18 protein-coding genes, 1 tRNA gene and 1 pseudogene are annotated in these 21730 nt (G+C 42.0%); 10 read left to right on the plus strand and 10 right to left on the minus strand.

The annotated features are described in order from the left end of the window. Positions 1 to 42: 42 nt before the first annotated feature. Both H4K34_RS00335 and H4K34_RS00340 read left to right on the plus strand, forming a co-directional pair. Positions 43 to 2463 carry an alpha-ketoacid dehydrogenase subunit alpha/beta gene (locus H4K34_RS00335; RefSeq protein ID WP_210758845.1) on the plus strand — a complete coding sequence of 807 codons (2421 nt, stop codon included), beginning with the start codon at positions 43 to 45 and terminating at the stop codon, positions 2461 to 2463. Continuing rightward, positions 2464 to 3675, plus strand: coding sequence for an RsmB/NOP family class I SAM-dependent RNA methyltransferase (locus H4K34_RS00340; protein ID WP_210758846.1), 1212 nt, complete (start codon positions 2464 to 2466; stop codon positions 3673 to 3675). Here H4K34_RS00340 and H4K34_RS00345 read toward each other — a convergent pair. Continuing rightward, positions 3672 to 5141 carry a hypothetical protein gene (locus H4K34_RS00345; protein WP_210758847.1) on the minus strand — a complete coding sequence of 490 codons (1470 nt, stop codon included), beginning with the start codon at positions 5139 to 5141 and terminating at the stop codon, positions 3672 to 3674. The two genes, H4K34_RS00340 and H4K34_RS00345, sit on opposite strands and share 4 nt — an antisense overlap. Positions 5142 to 5177: 36 nt before the next feature. Here H4K34_RS00345 and murQ point away from each other — a divergent pair, with 36 nt between their 5' ends. The 3 genes from murQ to H4K34_RS00360 all read left to right on the plus strand — a co-directional run bounded on the left by murQ (position 5178) and on the right by H4K34_RS00360 (position 8246). After that, complete coding sequence (murQ, locus tag H4K34_RS00350) at positions 5178 to 5993, plus strand: N-acetylmuramic acid 6-phosphate etherase (RefSeq protein ID WP_210758848.1); 816 nt, start codon at positions 5178 to 5180, stop codon at positions 5991 to 5993. Positions 5994 to 6574: 581 nt separating this feature from the next. Continuing rightward, positions 6575 to 7357 (plus strand): type IV toxin-antitoxin system AbiEi family antitoxin, encoded by a 783-nt coding sequence (locus tag H4K34_RS00355; RefSeq protein ID WP_210758849.1) that lies wholly within the window; start codon positions 6575 to 6577, stop codon positions 7355 to 7357. After that, the gene (locus tag H4K34_RS00360; protein WP_210758850.1) at positions 7338 to 8246 is read left to right on the plus strand and encodes a nucleotidyl transferase AbiEii/AbiGii toxin family protein; all 909 of its coding nucleotides are present in this window, start codon (positions 7338 to 7340) and stop codon (positions 8244 to 8246) included. The genes H4K34_RS00355 and H4K34_RS00360 overlap by 20 nt, the downstream gene beginning before the upstream one ends. 255 nt (positions 8247 to 8501) lie before the next feature. On the opposite strand, the gene H4K34_RS00365 is transcribed toward H4K34_RS00360, so the two are convergent. The 7 genes from H4K34_RS00365 to H4K34_RS00395 all read right to left on the minus strand — a co-directional run bounded on the left by H4K34_RS00365 (position 8502) and on the right by H4K34_RS00395 (position 15899). After that, a complete protein-coding gene (locus tag H4K34_RS00365) occupies positions 8502 to 10307 on the minus strand; it encodes a M28 family peptidase (RefSeq protein WP_210758851.1) in 1806 nt (601 codons plus the stop codon). 63 nt (positions 10308 to 10370) lie between these two features. Next, entirely contained in the window at positions 10371 to 11624 is a 1254-nt protein-coding gene (locus H4K34_RS00370; RefSeq protein ID WP_210758852.1) for a hemolysin family protein, read from the minus strand. 3 nt (positions 11625 to 11627) lie between these two features. Beyond that, a complete protein-coding gene (locus tag H4K34_RS00375; protein ID WP_210758853.1) occupies positions 11628 to 11831 on the minus strand; it encodes a hypothetical protein in 204 nt (67 codons plus the stop codon). Between the two features lies 1 nt (position 11832). Further along, positions 11833 to 12399 carry an LPS export ABC transporter periplasmic protein LptC gene (gene lptC / locus H4K34_RS00380; protein WP_210758854.1) on the minus strand — a complete coding sequence of 189 codons (567 nt, stop codon included), beginning with the start codon at positions 12397 to 12399 and terminating at the stop codon, positions 11833 to 11835. Continuing rightward, entirely contained in the window at positions 12399 to 13817 is a 1419-nt protein-coding gene (locus H4K34_RS00385) for a tetratricopeptide repeat protein (RefSeq protein WP_210758855.1), read from the minus strand. The genes lptC and H4K34_RS00385 overlap by 1 nt, the downstream gene beginning before the upstream one ends. 14 nt (positions 13818 to 13831) lie before the next feature. Then, complete coding sequence (locus H4K34_RS00390; RefSeq protein WP_210758856.1) at positions 13832 to 15109, minus strand: hypothetical protein; 1278 nt, start codon at positions 15107 to 15109, stop codon at positions 13832 to 13834. Positions 15110 to 15137: 28 nt separating this feature from the next. Beyond that, positions 15138 to 15899, minus strand: a complete 762-nt coding sequence (locus tag H4K34_RS00395) for a type III pantothenate kinase (RefSeq protein ID WP_210758857.1) — start codon at positions 15897 to 15899, stop codon at positions 15138 to 15140. An 81-nt stretch (positions 15900 to 15980) separates the two neighbouring features. Between H4K34_RS00395 and H4K34_RS00400 the strand changes: the two genes are divergently transcribed. From H4K34_RS00400 to H4K34_RS00415, 4 genes are all read left to right on the plus strand, one after another. Then, positions 15981 to 16053 (plus strand) — tRNA-Phe (locus tag H4K34_RS00400). 746 nt (positions 16054 to 16799) lie between these two features. Further along, a complete protein-coding gene (locus H4K34_RS00405; protein ID WP_210758858.1) occupies positions 16800 to 17621 on the plus strand; it encodes a phospholipase D family protein in 822 nt (273 codons plus the stop codon). A gap of 82 nt (positions 17622 to 17703) precedes the next feature. Beyond that, positions 17704 to 18459 carry a hypothetical protein gene (locus tag H4K34_RS00410; RefSeq protein ID WP_210758859.1) on the plus strand — a complete coding sequence of 252 codons (756 nt, stop codon included), beginning with the start codon at positions 17704 to 17706 and terminating at the stop codon, positions 18457 to 18459. Between the two features lie 282 nt (positions 18460 to 18741). After that, positions 18742 to 19080: a hypothetical protein gene (locus H4K34_RS00415; protein ID WP_210758860.1), complete on the plus strand. Its 339-nt coding sequence runs from the start codon at positions 18742 to 18744 to the stop codon at positions 19078 to 19080. Between the two features lie 100 nt (positions 19081 to 19180). Here the strand turns inward: H4K34_RS00415 and H4K34_RS00420 are convergent. Then, a pseudogene (locus H4K34_RS00420) lies at positions 19181 to 19456 on the minus strand (ATP-binding protein); the annotation flags it as partial. 125 nt (positions 19457 to 19581) lie between these two features. Here H4K34_RS00420 and H4K34_RS00425 point away from each other — a divergent pair. After that, entirely contained in the window at positions 19582 to 20121 is a 540-nt protein-coding gene (locus H4K34_RS00425) for an Arm DNA-binding domain-containing protein (RefSeq protein WP_210758862.1), read from the plus strand. A gap of 94 nt (positions 20122 to 20215) precedes the next feature. On the opposite strand, the gene H4K34_RS00430 is transcribed toward H4K34_RS00425, so the two are convergent. Continuing rightward, the gene (locus tag H4K34_RS00430; protein WP_210758863.1) at positions 20216 to 21727 is read right to left on the minus strand and encodes a T9SS type A sorting domain-containing protein; all 1512 of its coding nucleotides are present in this window, start codon (positions 21725 to 21727) and stop codon (positions 20216 to 20218) included. Between the last annotated feature and the right edge of the window lie 3 nt (positions 21728 to 21730).

Below are 21730 nucleotides of genomic sequence, written 5' to 3' on the forward strand. Positions count from 1 at the left end.
CTTTTTCCTTACCTTTGCAGCCTCTTAAAAAGCAAGATGAGCATGAGTGAAACCAGCGTGCAAAGCGAGCAAAAACAAAGCTCTCCCGAAGAAACTTTCAAAGCCCAAACTTTAGCCGACTATCGTTTGGCGGTAGAAAGCCGCGAGGCCAGTTTAATTGGTCGTAGGGAAGTACTTACCGGAAAAGCCAAATTTGGAATTTTTGGCGACGGAAAAGAATTACCTCAAATCGCCTGGGCTAAGGTTTTTAAAGACGGGGATTTCCGATCGGGATATTACCGTGACCAAACCTTTATGATGGCCATTGGTGCCTTAAGTACTCAGGAGTTTTTCGCCAGCTTGTATGCGGATACCAATCATGATCATGAGCCCGCATCTGCCGGAAGGCAAATGAATGGTCACTTTGCTACCCAGAGTTTAGATGCCGATGGTAACTGGAAAAGTATTGCTGCTCAAAAGAACAGTTCAGCGGATATTTCCCCTACCGCCGGTCAAATGCCGCGCTTAGTAGGTTTGGCCGAAGCCAGTAAGCATTACCGCCAGAATAAAGGCTTAAAAGACTTTAAACAGTTTTCGCATAATGGCGATGAAATTGCCTGGGGAACCATTGGCAATGCCTCTACATCTGAAGGTCCTTTCTTCGAAGCCATTAATGCAGCTGGCGTACTTCAAATCCCTATGGTAATTTCCATTTGGGATGATGATTACGGTATTTCTGTACACTCCAAATATCAGACTACCAAAGAGAATATCTCTGAGATCCTCAAAGGTTTCCAACGCGATGGTGAGGAATCTGGTTATGAGATTTTAAGGGTTAAAGCGCATGACTATCCCAGCTTAATCGAAACTTACGAGAAAGCCGAAAAGATTGCCCGCAAGAAGCATATCCCGGTAATGATCCACGTTACCGAGGTTACGCAACCCCAAGGTCACTCTACTTCTGGATCGCACGAGCGTTATAAGAACGAGCAACGCTTAGCCTGGGAGCGGGATTTCGATTGTATTAAAAAGATGCGTGAGTTTATCGTAGCCGCTGGTTTGGCCGATGAAGAGCAATTAGACGCATTGGAAAAAGAAGCGAAAAAAGCCGCTCGCGACGCCAAGGCTGCTGCCTGGAAAGAGTATATCGCCCCTATTAAAGAAGAAATTGCTACGGTACGTTCCCTCCTGGCTGAAGCAATTGCAGCTGCCCCTGAAGCCGAAGCCATTAAGGCCATGGATCAGGAATTAGCGGCCAGCGCTGAGCCTTTGCGCAGAGACGGTATTGCCGCTTTACGCAAGAGCTTACGTTACTTACGTCAGGATCAAAGTGGCTTAAAAGAGCGTATCAAAGCTTGGTTGAAAGAACAAAACCAAGCCAATCACGATCGCTATAGCAGCCACCTTTACAGTGAGTCGGCCCTTTCTCCTATGAAAGTGGAAGGCGTTGCCCCACAATATTCTGAAGAAAGCCCTAATGTGGATGCCCGGATTATCCTTCGTGATAATTTCGATCGCATTTTAGCTGAGCGTCCGGAGGTAATGATCTTCGGAGAAGACAGCGGTAAAATTGGGGATGTAAACCAAGGTTTGGAAGGCTTGCAAGACAAGCATGGTGAAAACCGCGTTTATGATACCGGTATTCGAGAAGCTACGATTTTAGGTCAGGGTATTGGTATGGCCATGCGTGGTCTCCGCCCTATTGCCGAAATTCAATATCTCGATTATTTGCTCTATGCCTTACAGGTGATGAGTGATGATTTAGCTACTGTACATTACCGTTCTAAGGGCCGTCAAAAAGCTCCGGTAATTGTGCGTACTCGTGGACACCGTCTTGAAGGTATTTGGCACTCCGGTTCTCCCATGGGTGCTATTATTAATGCCGTACGTGGTGTACATGTATTGGTACCCCGCAATATGACTCAAGCCGCAGGTTTCTACAATACCATGTTAGACAGTGATGATCCTGCGCTGATTGTAGAGTGTTTGAATGGCTATCGTTTGAAAGAACAAATGCCGGATAACCTGGCTGAGATTCGCACTCCTCTGGGAATTCCGGAAACCATTCGCGAAGGAAAAGATCTCACCATCGTATCCTATGGTTCTACCCTGCGTATTGTAATGGAAGCAGCGGAGCAATTAGCTGAATTCGGAATCGAAGTAGAAGTTATTGATCCCCAATCACTCTTACCTTTCGATATCCATCATAGCATCCGCGAAAGCGTGGCCAAAACCAATCGCCTATTAGTAGTGGACGAGGACGTTCCCGGTGGTGCTTCTGCCTTTATCTTACAACAGATTGTAGATGTGCAGGAAGCTTACCGCCTATTGGATTCTAAACCTCAGTGCTTAAGCGCCAAAGCCCACCGCCCTGCCTACGGTAGTGATGGTGACTATTTTAGCAAGCCTAGTGCCGAAGATGTATTCGACAAGGTTTACAGCATGATGCACGAATTTAATCCCGCCCAGTATCCGGCCATTTAATTGAGTCAAAGTCCACGCTTACATAAGAATCTGGTAGCGGCCGTAATTGAAGCCCTCGAAACGGCTTTTGGCAAAGGCTACTATGCCGATAAAGTAATTGAACGTATCCTTAAGCGCAATCCTAAATGGGGTGCGCGCGATCGTGGTTTTATTGCTGAAAGTACCTATGAAATGGTACGCTGGTGGCGCTTGCTTTGGGAGCTTAATGGCAAAGAACCCAGTTTAAAGCGTAAGGATTTATATCGACTTTTTGGAATTTGGTGGCAATGGCAAGGTAATGACTTACCCGATTGGCCTGCCTTTGATACCGTACGAGGACTCAATGTTGATGAGCGTTTTAAAGAGCTGGAAGCAGATCTTAATATCCGCGAAAGCTGGCCCGATTGGCTCGCTGAAGTGGCATCCGAAGAATTAGGAGATGCCTGGCCGGCTATTGCTAAAGCTTCCAATATTCCGGCTGAAGTATTCCTTCGTACCAATAGCCTGAGAATTGACCGCAATAGCCTCCTAAAACAATTGGAGGAAGAAGCTTGTCCAGCCCGCCCATTGGAAGCTAATGAAGTTGGGATCATTTTGGAAAAGCGGAAAAACACCTTTCGTTTGCCCAGTTTCCAATCCGGTTTTTTTGAAGTCCAGGATGGTGGCAGTCAAATGATTGCCCCATATTTAGAGGTGGAGCCTGGCATGCGGGTGATTGATGCTTGTGCCGGCGCTGGTGGTAAAGCTTTACATCTGGCCGCCTTGATGGAAAACAAAGGGCAGATTATTGCCATGGACGTAGAAGCCTGGAAGCTGAAGGAATTGCAAAAACGTGCTCGCAGGAATGGTGTTCATAATATTGAAACCCGTCCTATTGAAAATGCCAAAAGCATAAAGCGTTTGCAGGATTCTGCCGACCGCCTTCTTTTAGATGTTCCCTGCTCTGGAACCGGGGTGGTGAAACGTAATCCGGATACCAAATGGAAATTGAAGCCCGAACATTTAGATCGGGTTCGAAAGATTCAAGGTGATATTCTGGAGGACTATTCCAAAATGCTGAAAAGCGGCGGTAAAATGGTTTACGCTACTTGCAGCATTTTGCGTTCTGAAAATGAAGCTCAGGTAGAACGTTTTTTAGAAAGGCATCCTGAATTTAGTCTTATCCGCCAGGAGCGGGTTAATCCATCTGAATGGAGCGATGGATTTTATATGGCTTTGCTGGAAAAAGCCTAATTGGATTTCAAAAAGGATTGTTGTCCGATGTAATTGCCGTCTTCTTCCCATAACTGCAAGTAATACACTGCAGCTTGCCATGGCCCTAGACTCAGACCTTCATAAACGGTAAAATCTCCTTCTTGCATGGCCCGCCCTGAAGCATCAATTATCCGATACTTCAATTTTGCTTCTGGCTTAGGGTAGAATATTTTTAATTGATTGTTTTGCGAATCATAATGAAGATTAAAGGCTTCGCCAGGCTGCAGTACGGAGGTTCTTCCTTGTGGGTCCAGGTATATTAAAATCAAGCTATCCTTTCCATCTAAGCCTTTCGTAAGGCGATTAGCCCCAATGTAAAAACCTCCTTTTGAAGTACTTAGTACTGCTCGAAAAAAAGCATTCGGTAGTTTGGCACGGGCAATTTTTTGGAAGTGGGTAATTTTTGAATCTTCGAAACGAAAGAATAACCAATAATCGTCACGAGAGATCATAATATCTCTAATGCCTGTGGCTCTATTCCTTAAACCCAAGCTTGCTAAACTGCCGGTGTACTTGGATTCCCTAGAATCCCCTAATTCCCCATAATGATCAAAGTCGGCATACTCGAGAATTTCGGAATAATCATAATAAAGCGTATCCGTTGGACTGAAGAATGCCGAAACCACCTTATTTGAATCGGGGTTGAAAAAGATCCAGGTGATACCATCTTGGTAAAACCTCTTTCGATATTCTTCGGGTCCAACTGCTGAAAACTGAATAAAATGGTCAAGGCTAAGTCTGGGGTCCTGAAAGATGGTATCGGGCTCTGAGCCTCCTTTTTTAAAGCTGATATACCAATCTTCAAAGAGAACAATCCAATTATTTGATCTCGAATCGAAATGTAGATCAGCATTATCCAGATAGAAGGGAACCCGCAATGAATCGAGAATCTCCGCCTGCTGCTTTTGCGGATTTAAATAACAGAGATAATACTGAGTATTGGTATCGTTTTCAGTTCGATTATAGCTGAAGTCCGGAAGATTGAAATTTGGCTTGGCATATAGAATGAATACGGAATCATTACGGAAGCTCGTGAAACTTGCCGCTCGATGATTGGGGTAAAATTCCCTTTCTATTCCAGAGTTCAGATCCCAAAATTTCCAATAAGGCCTGGAACTGTAGCCTCCTCCTGCTCCATCCCAAATACATATTTTATTAAGCTGATACTGTTGGATAGCTGGACCTGATGGGCCGCCAGCTGCTGTTTTTAAAAAGCCATAACTATTCTGGGCCGGATAATACTGGTACACCTTACGGTTGTACCCAATAATATCATGACCAATCCAAAGTTGTAGTTCCCCCTCATTACGTCCGTATTGTAAGTCGTAAAAATTCCAATTTCCCCGCCACAATACTTCTGGGATTATTAGATCGCGAATAAAACCTTGTCCCCAAATTGTGGTAGAAAAGAGCAAGAAGCCCAAAATGCATTGTACCTTGCGCATGAAAAAGCAGATCAGGGCTTTAAATTAGGAAAAAACGTGAGCTTAAGGACCACAGAATCCGATAGTCGGTACGAAAACATCGATAAAATGTCTACCGGCGAAATTCTTGAAAGTATAAATACCGAGGATCGTAGTGTTCCCATCGCGATTTCTCGGGTTATTCCCAATATTGAGAAAGCCGTGGATCATATCGTCGCTCAAATGCAAAAAGGCGGACGGTTATTTTACCTCGGCGCTGGCACCAGTGGTCGCTTAGGTATTGTTGATGCTTCTGAGCTCCCTCCTACTTTTGGAGCCGATCCTAATTGGGTTATCGGTTTAATTGCCGGGGGCGATACGGCCATTCGCAAAGCGGTTGAATTCGCGGAAGATGATGAACTGGGCGCCTGGAAAGATCTACAAGCCTTTGAGCCCAATTATAATGATATTGTTTTAGGTATAGCCGCCAGTGGCACCACTCCTTATGTGATAGGGGCTTTAAAGCAGGCTCGGGCCGAAGGGATCAGTACTGTTTGTGTAGTTTGCAATGAAAACTCTCCGCTGGCCGATCAAGCTGACTTCCCCATTGAAGTAGTAGTTGGACCAGAATTTATTACTGGCTCCACCCGTATGAAAGCTGGTACCGCTCAAAAGCTAGTCCTCAATATGATTTCTACCGCTGTGATGGTGAAATTAGGTAGGGTGCGCGGCAATAAAATGGTGGATATGCAACTCAGCAATAACAAACTGGTAGATCGCGGTACCCGCATGGTAATGGCGGATACCGGATTGCTAGCCCCTCAGGCAGAAGCCTTACTCAAAGAGCATGGTAGTGTAAGAGCTGCGGTAGATGCGCATCAGAGAGGCCTTTGAGTATTAGCCGGATTAGTTTACCCTATCTATTTCTGTACCGGCTCCGCTATGAATAAGGCAAAGGCAGATATATCTTGTTTTACATTGGCTTGTTCCAAAGTTTCTGTATAATTATCCCTTTCACCTAGCGGAAGAATCGTCTAGGGACAGCCTCCTGATGCCAGCATTGTATTCATAAGAAAGGGAGCCATTCTGCCGATCTCTTGGTTCGAAAACCAATTTTTAAACCGGATTAATTCAAGTATTTGTTAATGTACCAAAACCAGTATTAAGCACTGGACCACTTGTAAGTGCAGATGTTATTCGCTGTAAATCTGGCAAATAAAGACTATACTTGGCATCAACCTTCTTACAGAGAATGCTCTACGTATCGAATGTAAAACTCAAAGGAATTGGCCATCATGCCTATTGGTAGAACATTTCTAAGCTATCAATTTTTATAAGTCCCTTGCGAGCATACTTCTCATTTTTTAAGTAATACAGTTTATTTTAACTCTTAAAACCGTATCTTAAGTACGAATTTTCAACTCAAAATAAACCAAAAGTGAAATTTGGTTTATAATAATCGTTAAATTCGTACCATGAGTACGACTAATCCAAGTAAAATAAACCAACTGCTTCAACTCCAACCGAAGGGAACAGTTTTGCTGGCATCCTGGCTTTTAGATAAAGGCTATAGCTTTGATCTACAGCGTAAATACAGGCATAGCCAATGGTTGGAGGCTATAGGTTCCGGGGCTATGATACGCACCGGAGATAAAGTAAACCTGGAAGGAGCCATCTATACCCTACAAACTCAACTGGGGTTGAGTATACACTTAGGAGCTAAAACAGCCTTGGCCATGCAGGGCAAATCGCACTATCTGGAGCTGGCTCATTCAAAGGCAATCCTATTTGGGAACAAAGATGAGAAACTACCGGCCTGGTTTAGCAAGAACCATTGGGGGCTAAAAGTAAATTATGTTTCCAGCAAATTTTTAAACAGCACGGCAGGATTCATTCCTTTTGAAGCAAAAGAATTTACCATCAATATATCTGGTCCGGCAAGGGCCCTGCTGGAGTGTCTATACCTTAGCCCTGATAAACAGGATTTAGTGGAATGCTATGAGCTAATGGAGTCTATGAACAACCTACGCCCAAATTTGGTGCAGGAGCTTTTAGAGAACTGTACTTCTATAAAGGTGAAACGCCTGTTCCTTTATATGGCTGAAAAAGCGCGGCATAGGTGGTTTGAATTTCTGGATGTAGAAAAAATAAATTTGGGAAAAGGAAAACGCAGCGTCGTACCTGAGGGTGTTTATATAGCCAAATATCAAATAACCGTACCTAAAACGCTTGAAATGCATGACCAAAGCAATTTATGAGTTACAAGTAGAACTCTTGCTTAAAGTACTCCCGGAGATAGCCAAAGAATCTTGCTTTGCCTTACATGGTGGTACGGCTATCAACCTTTTTGTAAGGGAAATGCCTCGTCTTTCTGTAGATATCGACCTTACGTACATTCCAATTGAAGATAGAAACACATCTCTACAAAATATATTTGAAGCGCTAGCCCGCTTAAAGGCTAATATCGAAAGAGCGCTACCTGCATCCTTTGTTCAGCATCAGCGGGAAATCTCCAAACTTCAGATTTCAGACCATCACGCTCAGATAAAAATAGAAGTGAATCAAACCAACCGGGGTATTTACGCCCCTCCCCAAAAACTCATATTGTGCGATATAGCCCAAGAAAAGTTTGATGCATTTTGTGATATTCCGGTGGTTTCAATGGGTCAACTTTATGGTGGAAAATTGTGCGCAGCTCTTGACAGGCAACATCCAAGAGATTTGTTTGATGTAAAGCTTTTGTTGGAGAATGAGGGATTCACTGATGATATAAAAAAAGGTTTTCTTCTGGCTCTCTTAAGTAGTAATCGACCTATCCACGAATTGTTAAATCCAAATCTCAGCGATCAACAACAAGCTTTTGAAAATCAATTTGACGGAATGGCCATGATTCCTTTCACTTACAAAGATTATGAAACTACAAGGGAGGTGCTTATCCGCACAGTAAATCAATGCCTAAATGAAGCTGATAAACAATTTCTACTTAGTGTAAAAAAACTAAGACCTGATTGGCAGATCTATGATTTTGAACAATTTCCTTCGGTTCAATGGAAACTGCAAAACCTTAAAAAGCTTCGGCAAAGAAATCTTGATAAGTACCAGAAACTATACGAGAATCTTGAAGAACACCTATTCTCTAAATCATAAATAGCTCAGTTACTGGAGAAAATCAATTTACTCCATCACCATCCTCTGTTGTACTACTAGGCAAGACCAGCTAGAGCTGCTATCCTACCTTCTACCTCACTGATACCCTTCATTTTTTAGTGTTTTCCTAGTACCTATGGAGCCTATAATTACCGCATTTCTCCTACTCAGTAATAAGTTCCTATATCGGTAAAGCTCAGTTATAGGTTTTACTCAATATGAGCTGCAGTAGATGCGCATCAGAAAAGCCTTTAATTAGGATCGTTCAACCAATAGGCGCTGACTAATGGATCTTCGGCCTTCTTGCTCCAGGAAATAGTAGAACATGCCATTTTTGGCCGAATGCTGATAGCGAATACTATTGGCCCCGTACTCCAAGATAATGGGCTCTTGATGTACTTTACGCCCCTGATAATCATAAACCTTTAATTGAGCTGGGCCTTCCCATTGGCTATCCTTTACCCAGAACCATAATTGACTTTCACCTTTGGAGGGATTCGGACGTGGAGGCAGTACTTCCAAACCATTGCCTTCCGGATATTGGGACCATTCCTGCAAGGAAACCTGCATACAGTTAAACTGATAAGGCATGGGATCTAATTGACCAGCCGCAGTGGATATCGGCGCTACTTCGCGCTCATCCTGACTAAAGGGGCTCATAATTCCATTACTATCCAAAGCCGCTAATCCGATTAGATATAGTTGATTCGCCTGTAAAGACGGTATTACAAAATTTCGTCCCTGAAAGCGATATACGGAATCATAAACGGCGCCAGCTGAATTTTTAACTCCTACCCGATATTCAAAAGCCAAATCTGAATCCAAGACTTCGATGCGCAGTCCGGTGCTTTCATTGTGTAGAGTAAAATTGGGGGTTTCCGGTGCTGCGGCAATCATGGCGGCTGAAGCTCCGTTTATGATCACGTTTCTCTGCAAATAATGGAAGTCGACATAAAAGCTATCGATAGTTCCATTGCTATCGAGATCTACCCCAATCTCATCCAAACCCGTATGCTGATGATCTTTATAATTGGGAGTCCCTAAGGGGTTTCCATTGCCATGCTCATGGGCGGAGCTAAAGCGAAGGTTCAAAAATCCGTTTTCTCTAAAGGCAATATGATCTCCTCCTCTACCACTTCGGTCTTCGAGGTTTACCAATTCTATTTCAGGCTTAATTTGGAAGTTTGGTTGAAGCTTTTCATCAAAATTCATCTTTACGCTGCGCGCGTAACCCTGATAGGTATTACGGTCTGATAAAGGGTTTGCGTACATTCGGATTCTAATCGAATCAATATCACCCGCTGGTGAGCATCCCGGAGGAGAAGCGGTTTGACCACAGATCGTCCCCCCTACAATATCATTATTGAGCACCGCTTTCACCGCGATATTTTGACTCACACAGTAATCCGAAAATGCCCTAGCTCCCAAAAGACCTTGCTCCTCCCCATTGGTTAGCATAAAGACCAAAGTATGATCGAAAGTATAGCGACTGAGCACCCGAGCCAGCTCCATTACCAGAACAGTTCCCGAACCATTATCATCCGCTCCTGGTGCAAAACAATTACTATCACAACGAGCTTCACAACGCGAATCCATGTGCGCCATTATCAGAATTATAGAGGAATCTGTGGTATCGGCGCCAGGCAACACGCCCAATACATTTCGGGTACCATGAAGGTCACCACAAGTATTATTCAGAACATCAAAAGTGAAATAAGCGGGACGTAATCGATTTTCATTTAGCCTACTGTATTTCTGAAACTCACTGTAAATCCAACGACGAGTAGCCCCAATTCCATAGTTAGCACTGGTGGTGTCTGACCAGGCATGTCGAGTGGCAAAGCTGCTTAAGATTTGTAAATTAAGGGATAAGCTATCGGCAGAAACCCGATTGAGGAGCTCACAAGCAATTTGATCACTGGCCTTAATTGCCGTACTAGCAGAATATTGGCCTGGATTGTATTGCCCCTTCAGGATATTTAAAACTTCAGGGCTGGAAAGGCTTTGAGCCGAAAGCGACCCGAAAAATAATAGTGTACAACTGAATAGTAAATTCCTCATTTCCCTTTGTTTAGAGAAATATAAGGGAAATACCTTTAAAAGGTTCGAGGAGCTCTTAGGTCTTTAGTCGTCTTCAGTTTGACGTAAGCGAACGATTTCAATCTTACTATGACTCACCTCTTCCATTTTCAAGTGGAAGCCATCTATACGGAGTTCTTCGCCCTTCTCAGGAATCGACTCCAAGTGATTAATGATTAAACCTCCCAAGCTATTGTAGGCTTCATCTTCCGGAAGTTTAAGATTGTATTTATCATTAAGATAGTCGATCTCCTGGCGAGCAGAAAAAAGGTATTCGCCTTCCTTTACTTTTTGCTCCAGCAGCTCTTCCACATCATGCTCATCATCAATCTCTCCAAAAATTTCTTCCACCACATCTTCAATGGTCACCAATCCGGATGTACCCCCAAACTCATCCAAAACCACCGCAATACTACGACGCTCTCGCATTAGCAGGTTTAAGGTTTCATGGGCCGGCATACTTTCTGGTAAGAAGCTCACCGGGCGAAGAATAGAACGAATATCCTCAGGTTTTTTAAAGAGCTCAAAGGAATGAACATAGCCAATGATATTATCCACATTCCCTTGATGAATAAGAATCTTAGAAAGATTGCTATCAATAAATACCTCACTGAGTTTACCGATGGGCTCCTCCACATCCATGGCCACAATCTCGGTCCGTGGCACCATAAATTCGCGGGCTTTACGCTCACTAAAGTCTAGGGCATTTCGGAATATCTGGATTTCATGATCCACGTCTTCTTGCTCATCACTGGCCTCGGTACGTTCACTGATATAGTTTTCGAGATCTACCTTATTAAAGGCTTTCTGTCCTTCCTCCTCCTCGGTTCCGAGAATGTATTTCATCACGAAATTGCTGATGCCCATCATTAACCAAACAATGGGGGCAAATACTATATAGAAGAAACCGCTGGGCAAGGCAAAGAACTCCAATAAGCTAGTGGCATTGGTACTAAATATGGCCTTGGGTAGGAATTCGGCAAAAATGAGAATGAATATCGTACTCAGGATTGTTTGCACCAAAAGCAAGAGATAGGCATTCTCCAAGGGTAAATAGGGATCCAATACCAATGGCATGAACAAGCCATAAATAACCAAAGCGATGTTATTTCCCACCAGCATGGCGGCAATAAATCGAGAAGGATTTTTTACCAGATAACCAATAATTCGGTAAATGAAAGTTCCCTTTTGTTGCTCCAACTCAATGTGGAAGCGATTGGAAGAAATGAAAGCAATCTCTACTCCCGAAAAAAAGGCAGAAGCGAGAATGGTGCTAATGATGATCAGTGCGACTTCCAATGTTTAGTCTTGTTTGGCCTGTTTTTCTTCCTGTATTCGCTCGTAACGCTGACGGGTATAACGACGGAAGAAGAACATAAAGATAGATACTAGGAGGCCTCCACCAAAAATATAGCGCGAATTGCCGTCCATATTCCAGGTCATATACAATTGGTAGGCGCATAAAAAGCCCATCCCAACCCAAACAAACTCAACAAATTTTAACATTCTAAGAAGCATCGTCCTCAATATTTAGCTGGCCGGTTACCCGATCCAATTCGTAGCTACTAAAGTTCTGGTCCGCTTGAAAACCCTCCCCCATGATAATTTGATCTTTGGTGGTGATCTTCACAAATTCATCGCTGTAAATCTTTTCGGTGCGGGCATCCCAAAAGAGTTTTTCGGTGTTCAGCTGCTCACCCTTTTCATTTACCACCACTACATCCCCTCGGGCTTCCCATAGATCTTTATCGATGAGCTGTAGGGCGTATTCGGCACGTAGTCTGCTAGTTTCCTGTCCGAGGGCATCCAAAAATCGCACATTTATTCCTTCACGAAACTCACGCTGTGGAATATCCAATTGAGGATAGCTTTCCGCCAATGGCGCCATTAATTCCATCCGGTAATAACTACTATCGGAATAGCGAAGTACAAAATCACGCTGTACTTCCATAGGAATACGTTCATCGCGAGCTAGGGCTTGTACCTCCTTTACCTCGTTTTCACAGGCAGTCCATAAAAAAAGCATCGCCACTAAGGTAGCGATGCTCTTAAGATTATGAAGCTTGAATCGCATTACCAGTTAACGGTAATGGTTTCATTGATCCAACAACCAATAGAATATTTTTCACCTCCCACGTGACCTAACTGGAAGCTGGCCGACTTATCTGGAAGTTGTTGTTTGTAAGCATTGATCAAACGGTTCGCTTTATTAGTAACCGATGCATCAATAGACTTAGCATAGTTTAGTTTGTCGATAGCAGCCCAGTAAACCGCTTTCTTTTCGAACACATTGCTTCCGCAAGATCCGTCAGCAGCAGCGTAAATGGTTGCTAACATTACATAGGGGTCTCCGTTCTTCTTATCCAAATTAGCCGCATTAATACAAGCTGATTTAGCTTGAGCCAAGCTACCGCGCTTGATGTAGATGGAAGCTAATTTCAAATAATCCGCTGAACGCTTGATAGGGTCTAACTCGAAGTTAATAGCTTCTTTGATGTACTGAGTTGCTTTTGAATAGTCTCCACCGCGATAGGACATGATGAACATCGCACGAGCTGAAGGTGCAGAAGGCTGTAATTTGTAAAGCTCTTCAGAGATACCAAAGAAGATAGGGTTGTCGGTACAATCTTCATACTCACCCTCTTCATTCTTACGCTCTTTCTGCAACATTTTAGCGGCACGCTTCAACCAAAGGGTATCGCTTTTATTAGCCGCAAAGGTTTCAGCATTGTAGATCAAGTTCAACTTATCACAGGTAGCGATAGGACCAAGAATCTTCTCGATATTAGACTCAACTACAGTATAGCGCTCCAATTCACGCTCTGCCTTTTCCAACTCTTTCAACTCTTTGGTATCCAAAGCAACGTTGTCAGAATCGCGTTTGCGAATCAGTTCTTCAATTACAACGTTTAAGGCGTTGTTATTCACCTCAATACCCTCGTTTACAAGGTTGTAATCGCGGAAAACATCTTCTACTTCGAAAATCTTTTCATTAAATAAACGCGCTGCGGTAATGAAGTAATAGTTGTAGAAAGCAGCGGGTTGTTCTGCTCCACCAATTTCTAAGGCATATTTAAAGAGGTCATGCGCTTCCTTGTTTTTCTCTTCATTGTATTTGAAGAAATCCAAAGCTTTACGCGTAGCAACATCTGCTTCATTGCCTGGGAAAAACTCATTTCGACGATCGTAAACTTCGATCATGAGATTTTTAAACTTACGTTCAGCAGCAGTATCCTTATTCTCGATAGCCTGGTCAATCTTAGCCTTAGCGATATAAGGGCCATAGATGAAATTGTTCTTGCTAGAACCTGGGCAGATATCGTAAACGATTTGCCAGGAATCGTAGGCTTCGAGGAACTGTCTTTTTTGGGCCAGTTCGTAATAGATATAAAGGTTTTCTCTACAACGGAGGCTGTCTTCTCCGTAGTCCTGGGCCTTGAGCAATCCACCCAATCCGATTAGGAATGCCAGGGTGTACAGGGTTGCTTTCATTTGGGTTGTTTTTGTTATCGGTATTTATAATCTATGAACCACTTATCATTAAACGTGACAGATAGGTAGAAGCTTATATACTGTTCGCGGATCAAATTGTTTGCGAGGCTGCCGCGTTGACCGGCTACCACTCCTAAATTGATGGTGCTTACTTTTTGCTCTCCGGGTGCCATGTTTCTTTGGCGGATCGGTAATCCTAATCCAAAAGTAATGCCGTAATTGTAAATATCTTGTCCTGAGATATTTAAGGGGGTTTTCTCATAGAATCCGCCTATGCGATATTCAGTGTTATTGAAAAAACCTGTTCCGCGTTCCAATGATTTGAAGGTCATTTGAGGGGTCATAAAGCCACCTAATTCCAAACGATATCCATTTACCAAGGGGTTTCCACCGATGGAAGATTTAAACTCGGAACCATTATAGCTTTCAAAATCAGCATTCACCGCCCAGGAAACCTGACGATTTTCCAGATTCATCTTTCCATAGCTTAAGCCAAAGCCAAGCTCAGAAGGTAAAGTATAACTACCCTCATTGGAGCTCCCTCCAACTAGAGTATCGCGGGCGGTATTGCCATCAATGGTATAATCGAAACTAAGGTCGGTAGAATTAATGCTGGTGGCATTCTGGAAACGCAGGGCTGCCGAAAGGAATCGATCCTTAGGCATTAAATATTGATACTGGGCTCCATAATTAAAGAATACTCCACTAATCTGGCTTTCACGATCACTGCGAGTATCCAGGAAGGTATAGTCGTCGAAGTTTACAATGTTGTTTTCGCGGAGGGAACCAAATACATAATGCATATTCACTCCCAAGCTTAAGCCTTTAGCCACTTCAAAGCTATTACCCCAAATTACGGAGTTGAGTCCACCCTGACCATTAAACTGATCGGTGATAGTTACATTGGAATCGGAAGGAAGTATACGACTACTATTAATCTGATAGCCTTTAAAGCTATAAGGCTGGATAGACACAGCAGAACCCCACCAATCCATAATAGGTACCCCTACCGAGAGGTTACGCATTCCGGAACGGGAATTATCGATATTAACCGCTGGCGATTCTTGCATTTGATTGATGCGGGTCGCTTCGAAGCCTACATCGAAGGTGGTTAATTTTAAATTAGTGTATGAGGCGGGACTTCCAAAGTTGATATTCAGGAAATCGGGGCTAGCCAGAGAAGCGCCTCCCATACCCGTATAGCGTGCATTTAAGCCATGGTACAAATCCCCGAAACCAAAGCGGGAATAAGGCGAAACCGAATTGGTTTGCGCATAGCTAATGCCAGCCATACATAGCAATAAGCTAAGGTATAAAGCTCTATTTCTGACGGAGGTTGTACTCAAGGATGTAATCAAGGCCGTTCAGCAAAAAATTTGAAGGTGCAAATATGTCATTTTTCAACCACGGGAGCAACAAGGAATGGTCTCCTCCCGTAATTACTGTTCGAATAGCGCCAAATTCTTCTTCATATTGTGTGATGCTCGCAGAAATTTCTGCGGCGTAACCTCGTACTACGCCGCTAAGGATGGAATTTTCGGTACTATCCCCTACTAAATTCGGATATTGAATACCCGACCAATCTACTTTGGGCAAATTGGCGGTAAAATGTTTAAGAGATTTAAATCGCATTTTTAATCCCGGACTGATCGCTCCACCGTGGTAATTTCCCTGTGCGTCGATAAAGTCGGCGGTAAGGCAGGTACCCAAGTCTAGAACCAGGCAAGCTTCTCCCGGAAAAAATCGATGGGCAGCAGCAGCCAAGGCCCGTCGATCATTACCCAAGGTCTTAGGACTACTATATAAGATAATATAAGGCAAAGGACTTTCGGGATTCAGGCTTAAGCAATAGTCAAAATGCTGCCGAACCACTTCTAAATCCCAGGAACCGGTATTGGAAAAGATGCAAGGAGCCTCTTTCGGAAACTTTTTTAAAAAAATTTCAAATTCTTTTTGCTCCTCAAAGTAGTGGAGATCCTCGCAAGTTTGATTCTGGTATTGAGCCACTTTGATGCGGGTATTACCAGCATCAATCACGATATGCAGGGCTCCGGCGGCCAAATTATTTTTCAATGCGCTCAAAAAATGTTTTGCACGAATGTAAAAAGTTTTACATTTGCGCCCCGCTAAGGGAAAGAGAAATCTTCAAATTCCCGAAAGCATGGTGCCATAGCTCAGTTGGTAGAGCAAAGGACTGAAAATCCTTGTGTCCCCGGTTCGATTCCTGGTGGCACCACCCAGCATCCTGCAAGGAAATGCGAAAACCTGCAAACGTCTAGTTTGCAGGTTTTTTTTATGCAGATGCAACTTTATCGTGCAGATCCGGTGCAGATTTTCCCGCATTATTCTCTCGTAGATTGTAGCTGTTTGAGCTCCTTTACATTTTGAGGGAAAGAAAAGATTTTAATTCTTTGTTTACTCGTAAAAAACCTCAACGCAGTAATAATTGAAGCTCGAAAGCGAAAAATTATAAATGACTATCCTATTCAAAATTTCCCTTTGAACTCGATCGTCCAAGTTGCGCAGTTGAAGAAATACAGAAAATCGAAGCTATTAAGCCTAAAAACCTCACCCAGCAGCAAGCTCGATATTTTTTCGTTTTTTGCCGCATTTACATGAATGCATTACGCCGATATCAAAAACCTCAGAAAGGAGTACTTTCATTAAGAAGAACAAGGTCAATACATCAAAATCCCTCGATAGCAGAATCAGAACCCAACCATTATCCCAGGTTCTACTCTGGTACTTGACTATTATTTAGAAAGGACTGGCCTGAGAATAAATAGAAACCTTATGCTGAAGTTAGGCATCTTCCTTTATTCCTTGTTGCTCATTATTGGGATAGATTGACTTAAAAACCCATCAAAGCATCTTGAAGGTTCCAACTAAATACAGAACTAGAATTAACAGGAAAAAACCTTAAAATTAATAGTCGTTGATCGATTATGCATTAATATCTTGTATTAACAAAACTTAAAAATCATGCCTGAGTTCTTAACCTCGTCACATTTAAATTCAAAAATTGAGTCCATCATAGATAATGCTCAAGACAACCTTTTCCTTATAAGTCCCTATATCAAATTTTCACCACCTATTAAAAGACGGTTAGCTGACTTAAAGAACAGGCCCAAAACAAGACTAACAATTGTTTTCGGTAAAAACAATGATGACCTTTTTAAAAGTATAAATGAGGAGGATTTGGAGTTTCTAAGAACTCTCCCCAATTTAGAGTTAAAGCACGAGGGCGATCTTCATGCTAAAGTCTATATGAACGACTCTGAGATTATTCTTTCCTCCATGAATTTGTATGAATATTCTCAGCACAATAACATAGAGTTTGGAGTATACGGTACGGCAAAGGGAATTATTAGTAGTTTAAGTTCGTCAATAACAGGATCCACTTCATTCGATCAAGAAGCAGTAAAGTACTTCTGGAGTGTGGTTAAAAATGCCCGTCTTATTATTGATATTGAACCTCAATTTGAAAAGGGTAGAGTCTTTAGTGCTGATAAGTACAAAAACTCTATCACCAAAGTGGACGAATTAGCCTCTAGAAAGACTAGTCCTAAAAAATCCTCATCTAACCAGGCCGCTAAAATGGGCTATTGTATTAGGACTGGAATGAGTATACCTTTTAATGTGAAAATGCCTTTTTCAGATAAGTCTTTTAAATCCTGGGAGCGATTTGGCGATGAAAATTATCCTGAAAAATACTGCCATTTTTCCGGAGAATCATCAGATGGTGAAACCTGTTTTTCCAGACCAATTTTAAAAAAGAATTGGAAGAAGGCTATGAGTAATTAAATGTATTAACCTGAGGTTATTCCTTTAATTTCAGACTAGGGTTTAATTACACTTTATATTAAAAGGTACTTAAATAAATGTAATGACAGAAAAAGAACGGATCTTGATGCTTTCTGGATTGGCTCTAGTTATAACAGCTATATATATCAAATCCAAATGGATAGATAAACAAAGACGGCTTGCCGATGCAAACTCTTATCTATTCGAGACGAATAACTATTTGACAGAGTATATACAAGGCTTAAGTAGGCATTTTTCTAACAAAATTCTTGGCAGAAGTTTGGATTTAAAAGGTGCTGAGAAGTTTGATGACACAGTTGAAATTCCTTCCTACCCTTTCCTAGTCGACCCGGATAAAATTGAACTTAAAGATTTGATTTTATATCTGTATCAAGTTATTAGAGAGGAATTACATTGCATGACATTAGGAAAGAGTTTCTTTAGCACATACATCGCTCCACCGCCCCTGCACTTACACCCTCAAATCAAATATAAAGGAATAGACAGGGAGAATGCTTGGATGTATCTGAACAGAAAAGTGGAATTCTTAATTCTTGAGCTTTACTACCATCGGCTGAAGAATGGCAGAATGACTGAAAACGCTGATTTAATTATAGCTTACGAATGGGTGTCAATAAATCAACATTGGCATGGAGAGGGTAACTTTTTTGGAGCCGATATAGAGCACTTTACTTTAGATTCCTTAATTGACTTAGAAAACAAAAACTTTGAAGTAGATCCTGATGAGTTTTTTTTTGAAATATGTAGCGGAGCACGAATAGATAGAGACCAATTCGCAGAAGAAATAAAACCACATTTTAGAGGGCTGATTAACTAAAAAGCTACCTCAGGATAAACTAACTGAAGGGGACCTTACTGAATTATTCTAAAAGCTCTTTTAGTCTTAATTAATTACTACTTAGTTTCCCCATTAGCCGTCTCCTTAATCTCCTTAAAGCTACTTAATCCCGATTTTTGGTTTTCAAAAATTTCTGTCGCCAAAATCTCTAATTCTGGAAGATTGAATAAATTGGTTAAACTTTAGTCTTTTATCCAGAAAATATCTAGGCTATAATCCATTATTTCTGGTTTACAATTCTCTTGATTATAACCATACTTGATGATTAAGCAGATTAAGCAGACTATCCACCCTTTCCTCCTCCTCTGGATCTTCGCTATCCTCTTCCCCCTCTTCAGTTTAAGCAATTTAGAAGACGATGGATGGACCATCAATTTGCATGACACGTATTATGTGATCAGTCAAAAGGAGATTATTATCCTTCATTCTGTTTACTTGATTCTTAGCGGTGGACTGTATTGGCTTATGCGGAAAAGGAAACTTATCAATGGCCTCAGCATTTTTCATGTACTGGCCTGTTTCCTTATTCCCATGTATTTAATGCTCATGAATCGCAATAAATGGGATCCTTCCACACATGCCTTAATTTATAAGCTCTAATAAACGCAATTGCCCTTCTCATCTGGCTTTTAGCTCAGGTAGGCTTTGTAATCAATTTGCTTTTGGGTTTCTGGAAAAACGCTATCCTGGAAGAAAACACCTAGGCCATTTCGGCCAATTGCGGCAATACGATAATAAAACGAGAACCTTTGCCTGGTTCGCTTTCGATGCGCAATTCGCCATGATTGTCGCGCAGGTAATTTAAGGAGGAACTAATGCCAAAGCCAGTGCCTAATTCATCATGAGTGCCCTTGGTGCTAAACCACTTTTCGGGATTCAAAACGGTCTCGATAGTTTCATTATTCATCCCTACCCCACTATCCGCTACCACCGTATGGAGTTTACCGTCTTTCACCTCGGTGTATACATGTATCTCTCCTCCATCCGGAAAACACTGGGTTTCTCTTTTTTAGTCTGTGGTTCACGTTTTTATTAACCTGGCCGCCTTTTCTCATCTTTTTGTGGACGATGTGTGGACGGCCATAATTTAAATTGTGGACGATGCAGAAAATCACGTTCTCCCTAAGACCGCGGGCAGAAAAGCGCGCCGACGGCACATCGCTTGTGTACATTATTCTTCGAATTGATGGCAGGCGAAAAGACTATTCCACTAACCAGCACATCCCTTTAAAGAATTGGGATAAGGAAAAACAAGCTCTGGCTGATGGTAAGGGCTTATCACGACTAGAGGCACTGGAAAAAATGAAGGTGTTGGAGCTAATCCGTGAGAAATGCCAACAGATCATTAATGACACCTACCTATCAGGTCTAGCTCTATCTCATGAGCTCTTTGAAAGAAAGCTCAATACCAATAATGAGCTTTTTGAGCTAGGTCGCTTCATGACAGATTTCATTGAACGCAATCCTGATAATGGGGGACTTACAGATCCAGCGAAGGTCTCTTACTTTCTTACCTTCTTTGTTTGTCAACTTGCGCATGAAATAGAAGACCAGGACGATAACTTCTTTTCGAATGAAGGTGTGCAGACGATAATGACATTGGAGCACTTTTTACTGCAGTGGAAAACAGTGATCTCCTAAATTTAACAGCCCTGGCATTTCTGCCAGGGCTGTCTTTTTATAAACAACAATTTTTTCTCAATCTAAGATCGATCTAATTTTAGGGTTAGAGGGCTTACCTCTTAACAATCTTCCGAAGTGCTCGATTCTCACCAAAACTTATAAGAACATAATACACCCCTGAATTCAATTGCGGAAGATCAATTTGATATGAATCGGTTTTAGTTTCAATATTATACTCACCAACTTCTTTCCCATCAAGACCATATATCAAAACCTGATATTTTTGAGAACGACAAGCCACGTTTAGTTTGTGCTCAACCATTGTTGGGTAAATATCCACCACCGGCTGAATGACTGACTCTGAGTGCAAATAATGATTGCCTTGTGGGTCGATATACACAATTCTACCCCTCTTGCCGTCAAAATTAACTCTTAAGTTTAGAATGACTCCCCCATCTGGGAGAGGTATTAAATCTAGAAACCGGGTATCTAAAAAACCTGATTTGGCCGAGTCCGTGATAACCCTTTCATATATCATCTGGTCATCTTCATATAAGCGAATCTTTTGCACTAACATCACAAAACCCTCCGTGCGAGATCCAGACACGGTGTCCACATAATCATACTCCTCTTCATAGACACTAAATCTTCCTCGAGAGTAAAAACGATTATAGTGATCTGGATTGTATTGTAAAGTATCTGGATTATAGGTCAGTGAATCAACTTTTAAACTATCTACAATATTACCGGTCAGCAGGTCCCTCTTATAAATAGTCCTATCCAAGGTATTATTAGAGTTGAAATGAACCTTACTTTCAATTAAGGTAAAATCTTCATAATCGATGTTTGGCTCAATTCCCCAATCTCTAAATGACGATATCGGTTTCAAACTATCTATCAGAAATAAGGCATATTTGGATTGAAACTCAATAAAAGTTCCAAAAGAATCTCGTCTTCCAAAATCAAGGTAAACAACCGAGGTATCGGACTTACGCCAATGAGGTCCTTCAAGATAAACACTTAACAATTCATAAGTACTATCTACGCCCATTTTAAAGGCCATGTCTGCACTATCTAAGGTCATTATAGTGTCTCCGTTGAGAGTAGCTAGGGCATTCAGCTCATTGCGAATTGGATTGTATAACCAAAATGCCCCTAAGGAATTGACAAAAATATCCTTGCCATAAAAATTTGGCACTAAGAACGAACCGCTGGTAGACCATAAGCCTTGATGATCAAATGATCTTCTAAATTCTAAATGTTTGGATAGAGCATTTTGATAACCAATAAACTGAGAAGTACTATCCCTAGACACAGCATAATACCCGTCATTAGTCCAAGAACAGCCTACAGGAACACTAGCAGCACCACTGCCCTGAAGCGGAACTGAGTCAATTTTACTTCCGGAAGAGATCTCATACTCACTTAACACGGGATAAAACACACCGCTGGGTCGAACTGTAATTACCGTACCCACCTGTAATAAGGTATCCCCTGAATTATGCACTGTAAAAACAGCGCTATTTTGGGATCCTGTATACGTATCACTAGCGGTAATTGTCCACTGTGCTTGGGCGCTAAACCCTATTAAAAAGATATAGATAAAAAGGAAACACCCTTTCATGGT

Source organism: Croceimicrobium hydrocarbonivorans, from assembly GCF_014524565.1.
GTDB lineage: Bacteria > Bacteroidota > Bacteroidia > Flavobacteriales > Schleiferiaceae > Croceimicrobium > Croceimicrobium hydrocarbonivorans.